This window comes from Arthrobacter globiformis, assembly GCF_030818015.1.
Lineage (GTDB): Bacteria > Actinomycetota > Actinomycetes > Actinomycetales > Micrococcaceae > Arthrobacter > Arthrobacter globiformis_C.
Map to the genome: position 1 here is coordinate 991,361 of NZ_JAUSZX010000001.1, position 13,582 is coordinate 1,004,942.

General features: G+C 63.8%; 9 protein-coding genes. 4 read left to right on the top strand and 5 right to left on the bottom strand.

What is annotated here, in order from left to right; all coding sequences use genetic code 11:
- Nucleotides 1-49 precede the first annotated feature (49 nt).
- Entirely contained in the window at nucleotides 50-1,540 is a 1,491-nt protein-coding gene (locus QFZ23_RS04650) for an FAD-dependent oxidoreductase (protein WP_306920835.1), read from the bottom strand.
- A gap of 159 nt (nucleotides 1,541-1,699) precedes the next feature.
- The gene (locus QFZ23_RS04655; protein ID WP_306920838.1) at nucleotides 1,700-2,386 is read right to left on the bottom strand and encodes a DUF4232 domain-containing protein; all 687 of its coding nucleotides are present in this window, start codon (nucleotides 2,384-2,386) and stop codon (nucleotides 1,700-1,702) included.
- Between the two features lie 483 nt (nucleotides 2,387-2,869).
- Between QFZ23_RS04655 and QFZ23_RS04660 the strand changes: the two genes are divergently transcribed.
- Genes QFZ23_RS04660 through QFZ23_RS04670 form a run of 3 tightly spaced genes read left to right on the top strand, consistent with a single transcriptional unit; the run spans nucleotide 2,870 to nucleotide 9,616 of the window.
- Nucleotides 2,870-6,028, top strand: a complete 3,159-nt coding sequence (locus QFZ23_RS04660; protein ID WP_306920840.1) for an efflux RND transporter permease subunit — start codon at nucleotides 2,870-2,872, stop codon at nucleotides 6,026-6,028.
- On the top strand, nucleotides 6,025-6,477 hold the full coding sequence (locus tag QFZ23_RS04665; protein ID WP_306920842.1) for a hypothetical protein: 453 nt from the start codon (nucleotides 6,025-6,027) through the stop codon (nucleotides 6,475-6,477). The genes QFZ23_RS04660 and QFZ23_RS04665 overlap by 4 nt, the downstream gene beginning before the upstream one ends.
- A 1-nt stretch (nucleotide 6,478) precedes the next feature.
- Nucleotides 6,479-9,616 carry an efflux RND transporter permease subunit gene (locus tag QFZ23_RS04670; RefSeq protein ID WP_306920844.1) on the top strand — a complete coding sequence of 1,046 codons (3,138 nt, stop codon included), beginning with the start codon at nucleotides 6,479-6,481 and terminating at the stop codon, nucleotides 9,614-9,616.
- On the opposite strand, the gene QFZ23_RS04675 is transcribed toward QFZ23_RS04670, so the two are convergent.
- A complete protein-coding gene (locus QFZ23_RS04675) occupies nucleotides 9,613-10,194 on the bottom strand; it encodes an SRPBCC family protein (RefSeq protein WP_306920846.1) in 582 nt (193 codons plus the stop codon). The two genes, QFZ23_RS04670 and QFZ23_RS04675, sit on opposite strands and share 4 nt — an antisense overlap.
- Nucleotides 10,195-10,299: 105 nt before the next feature.
- On the opposite strand from QFZ23_RS04675, the gene QFZ23_RS04680 reads away from it, so the two are divergent.
- Nucleotides 10,300-10,653, top strand: a complete 354-nt coding sequence (locus QFZ23_RS04680; RefSeq protein ID WP_306920848.1) for a hypothetical protein — start codon at nucleotides 10,300-10,302, stop codon at nucleotides 10,651-10,653.
- 404 nt (nucleotides 10,654-11,057) lie between these two features.
- Here QFZ23_RS04680 and QFZ23_RS04685 read toward each other — a convergent pair whose 3' ends face one another.
- A complete protein-coding gene (locus QFZ23_RS04685; RefSeq protein WP_306920849.1) occupies nucleotides 11,058-12,623 on the bottom strand; it encodes a glycoside hydrolase family 32 protein in 1,566 nt (521 codons plus the stop codon).
- Nucleotides 12,616-13,569: a carbohydrate kinase family protein gene (locus QFZ23_RS04690; RefSeq protein WP_306920851.1), complete on the bottom strand. Its 954-nt coding sequence runs from the start codon at nucleotides 13,567-13,569 to the stop codon at nucleotides 12,616-12,618. The genes QFZ23_RS04685 and QFZ23_RS04690 overlap by 8 nt, the downstream gene beginning before the upstream one ends.
- Between the last annotated feature and the right edge of the window lie 13 nt (nucleotides 13,570-13,582).

A 13,582-nucleotide genomic window follows, 5' to 3' on the forward strand; every position in this document is an offset into this window, starting at 1 on the left:
CTCCATCATGCCTCACGGTACTGACACCTATAGGAACATCAGGTATGCCCTACCCGGCCGGGGGAAGGTCGCGGGTGGCCGGGCCCTCAAGGACCTGCCCGTCGCTGCTGAACCGGGAGCCGTGGAGCGGGCAGTCCCAGGACTTCTCGTTGTCGTTCCAGTGCAGGATTCCGCCCAGATGCGTGCATACCGCGGACAGGCTGCACGTCGTTCCGTCAACAGTGGACGTGGCCACGGGCTTCCGGCCGCTCATCGCCACGGTGCCCGTGCCCTCGGCCGGCACGGCGCCGTCCGCCGGTGGAAGCTTTTTCAGCCTGCCCCAGTCCTTTGCCAGCGTGGCGGCCACTCCGGCATTCAGAGTCACGGCCGAGGCTGCGCCCGGAGGCGATGTCACCCGGCGGTGGATGGTGTTGGCCCACGGCAGCTGGCCTCCGAGGATGTCCGCGGTGATTCCCAGAGATGCGGCCACCGCGTTGGTCATGCCCCATTTGTTGTAACCGGTGGCGAAGAAGATGCGTCCGCGGCCGCGGGGGAGCTTGCCGAAGAACGGCATGAGGTTGGTGGCCTGGTAATCCTGCGCGGACCACGTGTGGGTGACGGCGGCAACGGGGAAGTGCTGCCGCGCCCAGGACAGGACATCCTCCAGATGCGCCTGTTCCGAGCGTGCCTTTCCCACCGGATGCCCGTTGCCGCCCACGAGGAGCAGATTCCGGCCGTCCGCCGGGTAGTCCCGGATGGAACGCACGGGCTGCTCGACGGACAGGTACATGCCTTCGGGCGGTGTCGCATCTCCGGTCAGCTCCAGGGCTGCGGCGTAGGAGCGGTTTGGCTTGAGTTTGGCGAAGTAGAGGCCGCGGTTCAGGATCGGGCTGCCCGTGGCCAGCACTACCGAGTCGGCCTGGACCGATCCGCGGTCAACGTGGATGGTTGACGGCCCTGCGCCGGTGACGTTCCGGACCCGCACCCCTGTGACAATCCTGCCGCCGTGGCTCCGGACGTCCTCTGCCAGTGCAGTCAGTACATCCATGGGGTTGATCTGGGCCTGACCGCGGAGGCGCACAGCTCCCCGCACGGGAAACGGCAGGCCCGCATCCCGGACGTAGTCCACCTCCAAGTCGGCGCCGAGGGCCGCGACAAGCTCCCCGCGGACGGCTTCCGTGCCCTGCGGCGTGGTGGCGTAGGTGTAGGCGTCGCGCACCTGGAACGGCACACCGCGCTGCTCGAGATACCGCAGCAGCCACGCCTGTCCCTCCCGGTTGCCGGAGACGTAGGCGTCCACCACCTTCTGGGGGTACTGCTGCCGGAGGGCAGACAGCACGGTACCCTGCAGCAGGGTGACTTTGGCGGTGGTGTTGCCGGTTGCCACGGCGCCCAGCCCGCGTGCCTCCAGAACAAGCACGTCCTGTCCCGAGCGGGCCAGCAGCAGCGCCGTGGTCAGGCCGGTCAATCCCGCACCCACCACCGCGGTGTCAAAGGACTCGCCGGGAGTGAACGGATCGCTCGTGAAAGTGTCGGTACGGTCCAACCAGAGTGACGTCACGTGTCTCAACCTGCCTTTGGCCTGCGTCTTTGTCGCGAGGCGTTCCCGCGGCAGGCCTGGTGCTGCCCGCCAGGACCCCGACGTAATCGTAAGTGTACTTACGGAGTTAGGGTCCGAACAGGCTTGGAACAGGGCAAGTTGCTCGGGGCAAGCTTTGCGTCAGCGGGCCTGGAATGCCCCGATGCTCAGGAGCTCAATGGAGGCATTGCTGCAGGCATCCAAGGGCCGGGCCACGAACAGCGATGCAGTGTCCTCCGGCGGGTAGATCCGGAATCCGGCAGCAGCGGTCTTCTTGCAGTCCGGGTAGTTCCCTGCCTGCGTGTAACGGAGCACCGCGGTGCCCGACTTCCCGGGTGCCAGCAGGACATCCTGGACGGCGACGGAGGTGTCGCGCTGGGCCGGGGCCCCGATCGGTGGGCCGTTGGGTCCGGTGGTCAGGGACACGCCCGCGAACCCCTTTAGGTGGCAGGCAGACTTGCCGCTGTTGGTGAGGATCAGCTCCATGTAGACGCTGCCGGCGGCACCGCCGCCCGTGGCATCGGTGGTGGCCTCCAGTCCTGGGGCCTTGCACAGCTGGGTGCCGGCGGCGGTGGACTGCGGTTCCGCTGACGTCGAAGTTGGCGAAGCGGGCTGCGGTTGGGACGGCGAAGCAGAGGGCGACGGCGGGGTGGAAGCTTCGGGGGCTGCCTGCGTGCTGGGGGTGGCTGAGCCGGTTGCCGGTCCGGTTGCCGGTTCAGTTGTCCCCTGGGTGGCGGGCTGGCTTGGTCCGCAAGCGGTGAGCAGCAGCACCAGTGCGGCAGCCGCCGTCGTGCCTATTAGTCCGTTGTTGATTCGCTGAGGCCTCATGGCTTTAACATTGCGGGCGTTCCCACCGGAGTCAACGAAGGCGCGGCGGACACCCTGATTTGATGGCAGGATTGTGACCTAAGCTCGCGGACTCCATCCGTTCGGTTCAGGACGGTTATAGCCGACGCTGATGCAACGATAAACCAGTTTGCTATCGCAGAATTAGCCAATGTCGCGGTAAAAGTTGCGTTGATCTGCAGATTTCGGTGTGCCAAACTGATCTTGGTCTCGCTTGTCCATACCTTGTAGGAAGCGAAAAGCCGGCAAGGGAAATCCGGCAAGGAAAAATGCTCACAGTCTGGCCGCGGTCCATCATGATTCCCGTGGCCAGAAGTGTCCTCCGGTAAGGGGGACGCGCAGGGTTGAGGGGAGACAGCTCGGCACTCGTCCACGGCAACGCCGCTGTGGACGTTCCTGAAGAGGCGCATCAGTCATTGGTTTCCGGCAACGCCGCCGAAGCCAATAACGATGGGGGCTGAGGTTATGACCGGTTGGCTTGTCCGCTGGAGTCTTAAGTTTCGATTAATTGTTTTAGCCGCTGCTGCCGGCATTCTGGGGTTCGGATTAACCACCCTGCCGTCAATGCCAGTGGATAACCTTCCAGAATTCTCTCCACCGCATGTGGAGATTCAAACCGAGGCACTGGGCCTGTCCGCCGTGGAGGTCGAACAGCTTATTACCTCGCCTATGGAGGCCGACCTGCTGAACGGGGTTGCCTGGCTCGACGAAATTCGTTCGAAGTCAGTCCCGGGCCTCTCTTCGATTGAGATGATTTTTGAGCCTGGCACCGATATCCTCCGTGCCCGGCAGCTCGTTGCAGAGCGGCTGACGCAGGCCTTCGCGCTGCCCAACGTGTCAACTCCGCCGGTACTGATGCAGCCGCTCTCCTCGACGAGCCGCGTCATGATGGTGCAGATGTCCTCACAGGACGTGTCGCCAATCGACATGTCCGTCCTGGCCCGCTGGGATGTCAAGCCGGCGCTCATGGGTGTCCCGGGCGTGGCAAACGTCTCCATTTACGGCCAGCGCGAACAGCAGCTGCAGGTGCAGGTGGACCCGAAGCAGCTCCACGCGAAAAACGTCACCCTTAACCAGGTGGTTGAGACCGCCGGCAATGCGGTGTGGGTGTCCCCGTTGAGCTTCCTGGAAGCATCAACCCCGGGCACAGGCGGCTTCCTTGAGTCCGCCAACCAGCGCATCGGCATCCAGCACGTGCTTCCGATCCGGACACCGGCAGACCTCGGCAAGGTCAGCGTTGAAGGCGCATCCGACAAGTCGCTGACGCTGGCCGACGTCACCACCCTGAGTGAGGACCACCAGCCGCTGATCGGCGATGCTGTCACCGGCAAGTCGCCCGGCCTGCTGCTGGTCATCGAGAAGTTCCCGGACACGAGCGTCGCCGACGTGACGCAAGGCGTCGAGGCGGTGCTGGACGGTCTGCGTCCGGGCCTTTCCGGCATCACCGTGGACTCCACCGTGTTCCGCCCGGCCTCCTTCGTTGAGTCCGCCGTTGGCAGCCTCGGTCTTGCCCTGCTGGTCAGTCTCCTGATGGTTACGGCGCTGATCGGCTTCGCATTCCGGTCCTGGCGGTACGCCCTGCTGGCCTTCATCGCCATTTCCGTGGCGGCCATGGCTGCGGCGCTGGTGCTGCAGTTCCAGGGAGCGGTCCTGAACGTCATGGCGTTCGCGGGCCTGGTCCTTGCCCTCCTCGTGGTCATCGGCGATGTCATCACCGACCTGCACAGCTTCCGGCGGGAATCGGCCGATGACCGGGTGTCACGCGAAGCCCTGCTTGCCCACGGGCTGCAGCGGTCCCGCGTGCCTGTCCTGTTCGCCGGACTTGCCGCTCTGCTTGCCCTCACGCCGGCGCTGTTTGTCCCGGGTGTGGAGGGTGCGTTCCTGAAGCCCCTGGTGCTGTCCTACCTGTTGGCCACCGCTGTGGCGATGCTCGTGGCGCTGACGGTGACGCCGGCATTGGCGGTCCTGCTGCTGCGGGGTCACAGGCGGCCACGGCGCAGCCTTTCGGTGGTTCGCAAGGCCCGGCTCGGTTACGAGCGCTCGGCGCGGGCCTTCACCGGAAAGGTGGCCACGGTGTTCGCCCTTGCGGCGGCAGCAATGGCCATCGCCGCACTTGCCATCATTCCGTCCGCTACGAAGGAGCTTCCTGTTGTGGCCGCTGTTCCCGACCGCACCCTCCTCGTGGAATGGGAGGCGGCGGCAAGCACAGGTACCGATGTGATGAACAGGGTAATGACCAATGCCAGCGAAGAGCTGAGCGGAATCCGCGGAGTCTCTTCCGTGGGCGGCCACGTTGGACGTGCCATCACCTCCGATAGCTCCTCTGACGTCAATGCCGGCGAGCTCTGGGTGACCATGGAGGACGGCGCCAACATCAGCAGCGTGCGCTCCGAGGTGCAGGAGATTGTTGAGGGGTACCCGGGTCTGACGGCGAAGGTGACCACCTACCCGGAGCAGCAGGTTGCTGCTGCCAGTGAAATCGACAACCGCCAGTTCAGGGTGCGCGTTTTCGGCGTTGACCTGGACATCCTCCGGCAGAAAGCAGACGAAATCCGCGGAATCCTGTCGCGTACGGACGGCGTGGTTGAGCCGCAGGTGGATGTCACGGTAGACCAGCCTGTTGCGGAAATCGAGGTTGACCTCGCCAAGGCGCAGAAGCAGGGCATCAAGCCCGGCGATGTCCGGCGTGCGGCTGCCACCGTCCTGCAGGGCATCGAGGTGGGGTACCTGTTCGAGCAGCAAAAGGTGTTCCAGGTGATCGTCAAGGGTACGGAATCCACCCGGAACAGCCTGACAAGTGTTACCGACATGATGGTTGACAAGCCTGAAGGCGGGCAGGTCCGGCTGGGTGACGTGGCCAAGGTCACGCTCCGCCCGAACCAGACCGTGATCCATCATGACGACACCTCCAGGCGCGTCGACGTCGTGGCCAATATTCAGGGCCGCAGCCTCGGTGACGTCACCAGCGATGTCCAGGCCGCCATCAAGGGCATGCAGTTCCCCGTGGAGTACCACGCTGAGATCCCGCCGCAGTACGCCGAAAAGCAAGCTGCCGGTGCGCTCATCTGGTGGCTCGCCCTGGCGGCGGCAGCCGGCATCCTGGTCCTGCTGCTGACGGTCCTCGGCAACTGGCGGCTCGCAGGGCTCGTCTTCCTGCTGCTTCCGGTTGCACTCTCCGGCGGAATCCTCGCCGCCGACCTGGCCGGCGGTTTCGGCTCCGTGTACGTGCTGGTGGCGCTGGCGGCGGTGCTCGCCCTGGCGATCAGAGACGTGGTCATGTTGATGGGAACCTATCAATCACTGCAGTCCCGTGCCCCGTCGGCCTCGCCGGCACATCTCATGCGGCAGGCAGCCGGAGAGCGGCTTCTGCCAACTGTTTTGACCACCGTGATCACCGGACTGGCGCTGGTGCCGCTGGTGCTGCTCGGCGGGCCGGTCGGCGGAGGCATGCTCCTTCCGCTGGCGCTGGTTGTGTGGGGCGGGCTTATTACCACCGCCCTGCTGACCCTCTTTATTCTGCCGATCCTCTTCCTCCGCATTGGTCCACGCACCAACACGGACTGGGGGAGCTCATTGGTGATTAACAACGGACCAGTTCTGCCAGAGAGGTCGGAATTGTCATGAAAAGCAATAGTGATTTTGGCGGCTGGCGTTCTGTTCTGGTGCTGGTCTGCGCAGCGTCCATTGGCCTCTCCGGATGTGCCACAGTGAAAACCGCCGCGGCGCCCGCCGGGCAGGCAGCGTCCACCATGGAGAAAGCCGGCCCGGACCTGAACAAACTGACGCTGACGGATAAGGCAGTGGAAAGGCTGGGCGTGACCACGGTCAAGGTGACCAAGGGTGAAGGCAGTCCGCTGCAGGTGCCCTACGGCTCACTGGTCTATGACGCCAACGGAAAGACCTGGGTCTACACCAATCCCGAGCCCCGGACCTACATCCGGGCAGCGGTGACGGTGGACAAGATCGCCGACAACAAGGTGCAGCTCCAGTCCGGTCCCCCTGCTGGAACCGATGTTGTCACCGTTGGTGCCGCGGAACTGTTCGGTGCCGAATTCGGCACAAAGGGTCACTGACATGCGCCGGATTGTCGGGTTCAGCCTGAAATTCCGCGCCTTGGTGGTGGCCATCGCCGTGGGAATGATGGCGTTCGGCGGCGTCCAGCTCAGCACGGCCTCGGTGGACGTCTTTCCCGAATTTGCGCCGCCGAAGGTGGAGATTCAGACTATCTGCATCGGCCTTACCGCTGCCGAGGTGGAGCAGTTGGTTTCCGTTCCCCTCGAAGACGCCCTCAACGGCGTCGAGAGTCTGGATGAGATCCGCTCCAAGTCCGTGGAGCAGCTGTCCTCGATCGTGCTGATTTTCGCCCCGGGGGCGGACCTGCTCAAGGCGCGCCAGCTGGTCTCAGAGCGGATCGCCACCGTCATTCCGTCGCTGCCCACCTGGGCGGCGCCGCCGGTGATCCTGCAGCCGCTGTCGTCCACCAGCCGCGTCATGAAGATCGGGCTGACTTCGGACCAGCGCTCGCTCATGGAAATGTCCATGATCACGTACTGGAAGATCCGCGCCCACCTGCTGCGGGTCCCCGGTGTGGCCAACGTGGCCATCTGGGGCGAGCGTCTGCAGATGCTGCAGGTGCAAGCGATTCCGGACAAGCTGAAGGCCAATGACGTCAGCCTGAACCAGGTCATGGAGGTCACCGCAAACGCCCTCGACGCCGGCCTGCTGCAGTATTCGCCGGGTTCCGTCATCGGCACCGGCGGCCACATTGAGACGCCCAACCAGCGGCTCGGCATCCAGCACGTGCTGCCGATCACCACTCCGAAGGACCTCGCCGAGATCACCATCGAGGAGAAGAACGGGAAACCGCTACGCCTTGGTGACGTGGCCAACGTCGTGGAAGACCACCAGGCGCTCATTGGCGACGCCGTGATCAACCAGGGTCCCGGGCTGATGCTTATCGTCGAAAAACTTCCCTGGGGCAACACCCTGGAAGTTACCAGGGGCGTTGAGGCTGCTCTGCAGCAGATGGAGCCGGGACTCAGCGGCATCACCGTTGATACGGAAATCTTCCGGCCGGCGACCTTCATTGAGGAGTCCCTTGATAATCTGAGCCGCGCGCTGATGCTGGGGTGCATCCTCGTGGTGCTGGTGCTGGGCGCGTTCCTCTTCCAGTGGCGCACCGCGCTGATCAGCCTGATCGCCATTCCGTTGTCACTGGTGACGGCGGCGTCCGTCCTCTACCTCACAGGAGCATCGGTGAACACCATGGTCCTGGCGGGGCTGGTGATTGCCGTCGGGGTGGTGGTGGATGATGCGATCATCGACATCGAGAACATCATCCGAAGACTCCGCCAGCACCGCGCGGAGGGCGGGACCCGGTCCACGGCCTCAGTGGTTCTGGAGGCCTCGCTTGAGGTCCGAGGGCCCATCATTTACGCCACGCTGATCATCATCGCCGCGGCGGTGCCGATCTTCTTCCTCCAGGGACTGACCGGGGCCTTCTTCAGGCCGCTGGCCATCTCCTACACCCTGGCGGTGCTGGCATCGATGCTCGTGGCACTGACCGTCACCCCCGCACTGGCACTGATCTTCATGCGGAAAGTCCCGCTGAAGGAGCAGGAACCGCCTCTGGTGAGGGTGCTCAAACGCGGCTATCGGGCGGTCCTGAGCCGGATAGTGAGGCGGCCCGTTGCCGGGTACGCCACCTTCGGCACCATGGCGGCCATTGGGGCAATCACCGCACCGCTGTTGGGGCAATCGCTGCTGCCTGACTTCAAGGAACGCGACTTCCTGATGCACTGGCTGACACAGCCGGGCACGTCGGTTACGGAGGAGTACCGCGTCAGCCAGAAGGCCTGCGAGGAACTGCTCACGATTCCGGGTGTCCGGAACTGCGGCTCGCACATCGGGCAGGCCTTCAACGCCGACGAAGTCGTGGGAGTGTACTTCGGTGAGAACTGGATCAGCATCGACCCTGCGGTGGACTATGACCAGACACTGAAGTCAATCCACGAGGTGGTGGACGGCTATCCCGGGATCGTGCGGGACGTCCAGACCTACCTGAAGGAGAGAATCCGTGAGGTTCTCACGGGTGCCAGCGATGCCGTCGTCGTCCGGCTTTACGGGGACGACCTGGCCCTCCTGCGTTCAAAGGCCGCGGAAATTCAGGCGATCTTTGAGCACACCGAAGGAACGGTTGCCCCCCATACGGCACTGCAAAAGGACATCCCGCAGCTTAACATCGAGGTTGATCTGGCCAAGGCCCAGAGCTATGGGCTGAAGCCGGGCGACGTCCGGCGGGCGGCGGCAACACTGGTCGCCGGCGAGGAAGTCGGCGACGTCTACCGGGGCGGCAAGGCATACGACGTCCAGGTCTGGAGCCCGCCGGCGGTCCGTTCCGATATCAGCTCCATCCGGAACCTCCCCATCGACACCCCCAGCGGGCAGAAAATCCTGCTGTCCGACGTGGCAAGCGTCCAGGTGAAGCCGACCCCGAACGTCATCCAGCGTGACGCGCACTCCAGGCGGATCGATATCGAGGCCAACGTGAAGGAAGGCGCACTGGGCTCGGTGGTTGCGGCCATGGAGGAAGGGCTCAAGAAGGTGGAGTTGCCGCAGGGCTTCCGCACCCAGATCCTGGGTGAGTTCCAGGAGCGGCAGGCGGCGACCAAGACCCTGCTGACGCTCGCCATCGGGGCACTGGCTGTGATCTACCTGCTCCTGCAGGTGGCCTTCGGAAGCTGGCGTCTGGCGACGCTGGTGATCCTCACGCTGCCGATTGCCCTGGTGGGTGGGGTGTTCGCCGCCTTCATGGGCGGAGGTGTCCTGTCACTGGGGTCCATAGTGGGCTTCCTGACGGTCATGGGCATCGCGGCCAGGAACGGCATCCTGCTCATCAACCACTGCCAGCACCTGGAGAAGTATGAGGGTGAAAAGTTCGGTCCGGAACTGGTGCTGCGGGGCGCCGGGGAACGCCTCTCGCCGATCCTTATGACCACCCTGGCCACCGGGCTTGCCCTGGTGCCGCTGGTGGTCCTGGGGAACATCCCCGGGCATGAGATTGAACATCCCATGGCCCTGGTGATCCTTGGCGGGCTGGTGACGTCCACGCTCCTGAACCTGTTCGTGGTCCCGTCCCTGTACCTGAGGTTCGCCAAGCCGAAGGCCGAGCGGCACCAGGCACCGCCGGAGCCCGTCCTGGCTAACGCTTAGCCACGAACCCGCTGGTCCATCCGCCGCCCACGCCCCGCCACCCGCGGGAACGTGGGCGGCGGTGGTGCGGGGACGGAACGCGTGCCGGTTCCCGCCCGCCGGCGCCGCAGTTCCAGCGCCAGGCTTTCCTGCCCGCGGGCCATTGCCCAGCGGTGGTTGGCCTCGAAGCCGGGCTTCAGCAGCCAGCTGAGCCGCCTCAGCAGCGGCTTGGTGGCACTGACCCGCCAGTCGTAGGTGATCAGGACTTCCGGCCCGTCCTGCTCGAACGTCCAGCGCCCGGTCCCGTCCAGGTCACCGGTAGCCCGGATTGCGAAGCCCCTGTTGCTGATCGGTTCCGTGACGGTCAGGGTCCAGCGGAGGGTGTAAGGGAGCCAGCCCTTGGTGTGGAGCCTGGCCATCCGCCCCACACCGTTCTCTTTGCCCGGATGGATGAGGTCCACCCGGAGGTACACGGACGGCCACCACCGGGCGAGTCCGACGGGGTCGCCCAGGATCTCGGCGACGTCGTCCGCGCTCCCGGCCACCCGCCAGACCGTGACGAAGGTGTAGTCCGTGCTCCTGGTGCCCTTGGCGTTCATTTGTGCCTCCTGCCCGCGAAAAGATCTGCAACCATTCAAGCGCGTGCCGCCCGTCCGCCATAGACTGCTGGCGTAAGTCACCACGCCCAAAATTGAGGAGTAGCGATGAACTACAGCGGAAGCCAGTATGAGAAGGCCGTGACGGCGGGGGAGCTTGACCGCAGCCACGTCGGCCAGACGGTGAGCTTTCAGCCGAACGATTTCACCGTGGTGTTCGGCAGGATCGCCGGCATCGCCCGCACCGACGCCCAGGTGTACCTGACCCTGGACGGGGTTGGCGGCGGCACGCACCTGAAGGATGAATACGACCTGCCCGTGGCACACGAGGTGTATGTGCAGCTGGACCCGCTGAGCAGCGCAGGGAAGACCATTTCGGATGCGGAGCGGGTCATCAAGGAGAAGCTGGACGAGATCAAAAAGAACATCCTCGACCGGGAACAGAAGTCCGGCTCCGAGTAGCAGCCCCAAGCGAAGAACCCCGCTGTACCGGAGTGCAGCGGGGTTCTTCCAGGCGACCGCTCCGCATATGGGGGAACACGGAGCGTTCCTGTCAAAACTAATGGAAAGCTTGCTTAGGTCTCAAATCGGCGCCACTTTTTCCCAAGGCCACGGCGGTATCATCCCGCTACCGCCGCCGTAACGGGTCTCCTGGATCTACGGCTTCGGTAGGCGGCCTGCTCTGTGAACCGGGGAATGAGCGGGCCGCCGCCCCCCGGACATGCCCGGGCAGCCGCCACCCAGCGGGCAAAGCAAAAGGCGCCCGGTCCGCTGAGAAACCAACTGCTCGTAACCATCGTCTTAAGGGCGAGTACCCCCTGGTTTTCAGGTCCGGGCAATGGCGCACTCGGCTCTCCCTTTCCGCATCATCCGACTTCGGTGATCGTTAGCTTCTTCAGGGTGGCGTCACCGCCTTCTGCAAAAGCGGAAATGAATTGCTGACCCCTGGCGGGGAAAATCAGATCTGTGATGGCGACCTGACCGTTTTGAGCGAACACTTCCAGGGAGCAGCGATCGATGATTATCTCCAGCGTCAGGTCTTTTCCGTAGAGGGCCAGAGGGCACGATTCGACGGAGGGAAAGAGCGGGTGGAACGTTGTATGTCCCGATTTCGTGCGATCGACCGCGAGTTCGCTGGTTCCGGTGTCGTAGACGATGTCCGTGCGGCTGTCGGCGTTTGCGGCTGATGGGCTACCCAGGATCAGGCCCAGGCGACTGGCGGTCCCGGTCTGGAATTCAGCCCTGACGATGAGGGCGGTTCCGTCCGCTGAGCCGGGAAATGTGACGGGTGTGCCATTGAGTTCCACCTGGTCGCTGATTTCATACACGTGCACACCATGATCCGGGAGCCGGAAGGCCGGCTGCTGGATCACCGCGGGACGTCCCCCGATGGTTCTTAGGGTCACGTCCCTTGCCACCGACATGGCTGAGCGCCATGGCGATGTGGGGGTGTCGTTTGCGTAATCCCAGTTGTTCATCCAGCCGATCATGATTCGACGGTTGTCGGGGACGTTGCTGAACGAGACCGCCGCGTAGTAGTCCCTGCCCCAGTCGAGCCAGTTGTATTTACGCAGTTGCTGTGCAGTGTCAGTGGGTTCAGCCTCCGATGAGACAGGCGGGCTGTCGTCGTGTTCGTCCTGGATAAAGGAGGTGCCGTCGAAGTTTCCGATAAAGTACTGGCCTCCGGATCCGCCTGCCACTGCGCCTGGGTTGATGTTTACGGTCAGGACCCATTTCATCAGGAGTGGGTCATTGTCCAAGGGGAGGGGGAACAGGTCAGGGCATTCCCATTCGCCTCCGGTGGCGTTTGCAGGTCCGAATTCGCTGAGTTGGTCCCAGTCTTTGAGATTTTCGGATCGGTAGAGGAGAACCTTCTGTTCCTGTGCTTCGACGGCCACCATTACCCAGTAGGAGCCGGCGGGTCCCTCGTACCAGAAGACCTTGGGGTCGCGGAAGTTCAGGGAACCCCTGCTGAGTACAGGGTTTCCTGTGAACTTGCTCCACGTCATGCCCTCATCCAGGCTGTAGGCGAGAGACTGGGCCTGGGTTCCTCTGTGCGGGGATGGATCTTTGAAGGCGCTGGTGTAGACGGCAACCCAGGGTGTCCGGTCTTCGGTTCCGAAGCCTGAGGTGTTCAGGTGGTCGATGACGATGCTGCCCGAGAAGATGTCTTCTTCTTCGTCTCCCGGGATAGCGACAGGGTGTTCGGTCCAAGTGGTGAGGTCTGTTGAGGTGGCGTGTCCCCAGGCCATGTTGCCCCAGACGTTTCCGTAGGGATTGTTCTGGTAGTACAGGTGATAGATGCCGTTGCTGTAGATGAGTCCGTTGGGGTCGTTCAGCCAAGTGTTCTTGGCTGTGTAGTGAAGTATCGGCCGGATGTTTAGGGCGGTTTCTTCGGCGGGGCCGGCCGGGTGCGTTGTTGTCTCAGTCATCGGAGTTCTTTCGGGAAGTCTGGGCCAGTTCCAGGGATTGGATCAGTTCTGCCTGTGTGGGCGGGTTCGCTCCGTGCCGTCCAACGGTTATGGCTGCGGCAAGGGAGGCGGCTGTTCCCAGGCGGGTGAGTTTGCCGTAGTCGAAATCGTCCTCGGGGTCCTCGATGAGGCCGGCAATAAGCGAAGACATGTAGGAGTCGCCTGCGCCGACAGTGTCTTTGACGACCACTGGTGGTGCCGGCACTTCGATCTCGGCGGCATTCGAGCGCAGATAGGATCCGGAGGCGCCATCCGTGATGATTGCCAGTTCTGTCCCGAGATGAAGCAGCCCCCGCGCGACGTCGTGAGGAGACGTGCCGGGGTAGAGCCACCGGGCATCGTCCGTACTGAGCTTCACCACAGTAGCCAGGGCAACTGTGTGTTCGAAGGTCGTGAGCGCTTCAGTGTGGCTGTGGAGCAGTGTGGGGCGGATGTTGGGGTCATACGTGATCAGGCAGCGGCGGGAGAACAGTTCCAGCAGGGACCGGACTTGGGTTGCCCCGGGTTCCATGAAGGAGGCCAGCGACCCCGTATGCAGCACCCTGGGGAGGAAAATGGGGCTGATTTGGGGGAGGTTCCATTCGAAGTCGAATTCGTACTCTGCGGAACCGGTGCTGTCCAGAAGCGCCCTGGCGGTGGACGTGCGGTTGAGGTGTTCGGCCCCCGGAAGCAGACGTACTCCCGCGGTGTCCAGGTGTCGTTGGATGCTCCTGCTGCGCTCATCTCTGCCCAGTGCGGTGAGAAATGCGGTGCTGACGCCTAGCCGACCGAGTCCGAACGCGACGTTCATCCCCGATCCGCCTGGAAACTCGACGGGGCCTGCGGCGGTGTCAATGATGTCGATTATGGCCTCGCCGACGACGACGACATCCGTTTCAGGGCAGGCGGGAACTGGGGTGCTGTGCATTTTGAGGTCCTTG

Bases quoted from the DNA above. Each gene is read 5' to 3' on its own strand.
- QFZ23_RS04675 (WP_306920846.1), bottom strand. From the start codon at position 10,194: ATGAACGCCAAGGGCACCAGGAGCACGGACTACACCTTCGTCACGGTC.
- QFZ23_RS04670 (WP_306920844.1), top strand. From the start codon at position 6,479: ATGCGCCGGATTGTCGGGTTCAGCCTGAAATTCCGCGCCTTGGTGGTG.
- QFZ23_RS04660 (WP_306920840.1), top strand. From the start codon at position 2,870: ATGACCGGTTGGCTTGTCCGCTGGAGTCTTAAGTTTCGATTAATTGTT.
- QFZ23_RS04655 (WP_306920838.1), bottom strand. From the start codon at position 2,386: ATGAGGCCTCAGCGAATCAACAACGGACTAATAGGCACGACGGCGGCT.
- QFZ23_RS04680 (WP_306920848.1), top strand. From the start codon at position 10,300: ATGAACTACAGCGGAAGCCAGTATGAGAAGGCCGTGACGGCGGGGGAG.
- QFZ23_RS04690 (WP_306920851.1), bottom strand. From the start codon at position 13,569: ATGCACAGCACCCCAGTTCCCGCCTGCCCTGAAACGGATGTCGTCGTC.
- QFZ23_RS04665 (WP_306920842.1), top strand. From the start codon at position 6,025: ATGAAAAGCAATAGTGATTTTGGCGGCTGGCGTTCTGTTCTGGTGCTG.
- QFZ23_RS04685 (WP_306920849.1), bottom strand. From the start codon at position 12,623: ATGACTGAGACAACAACGCACCCGGCCGGCCCCGCCGAAGAAACCGCC.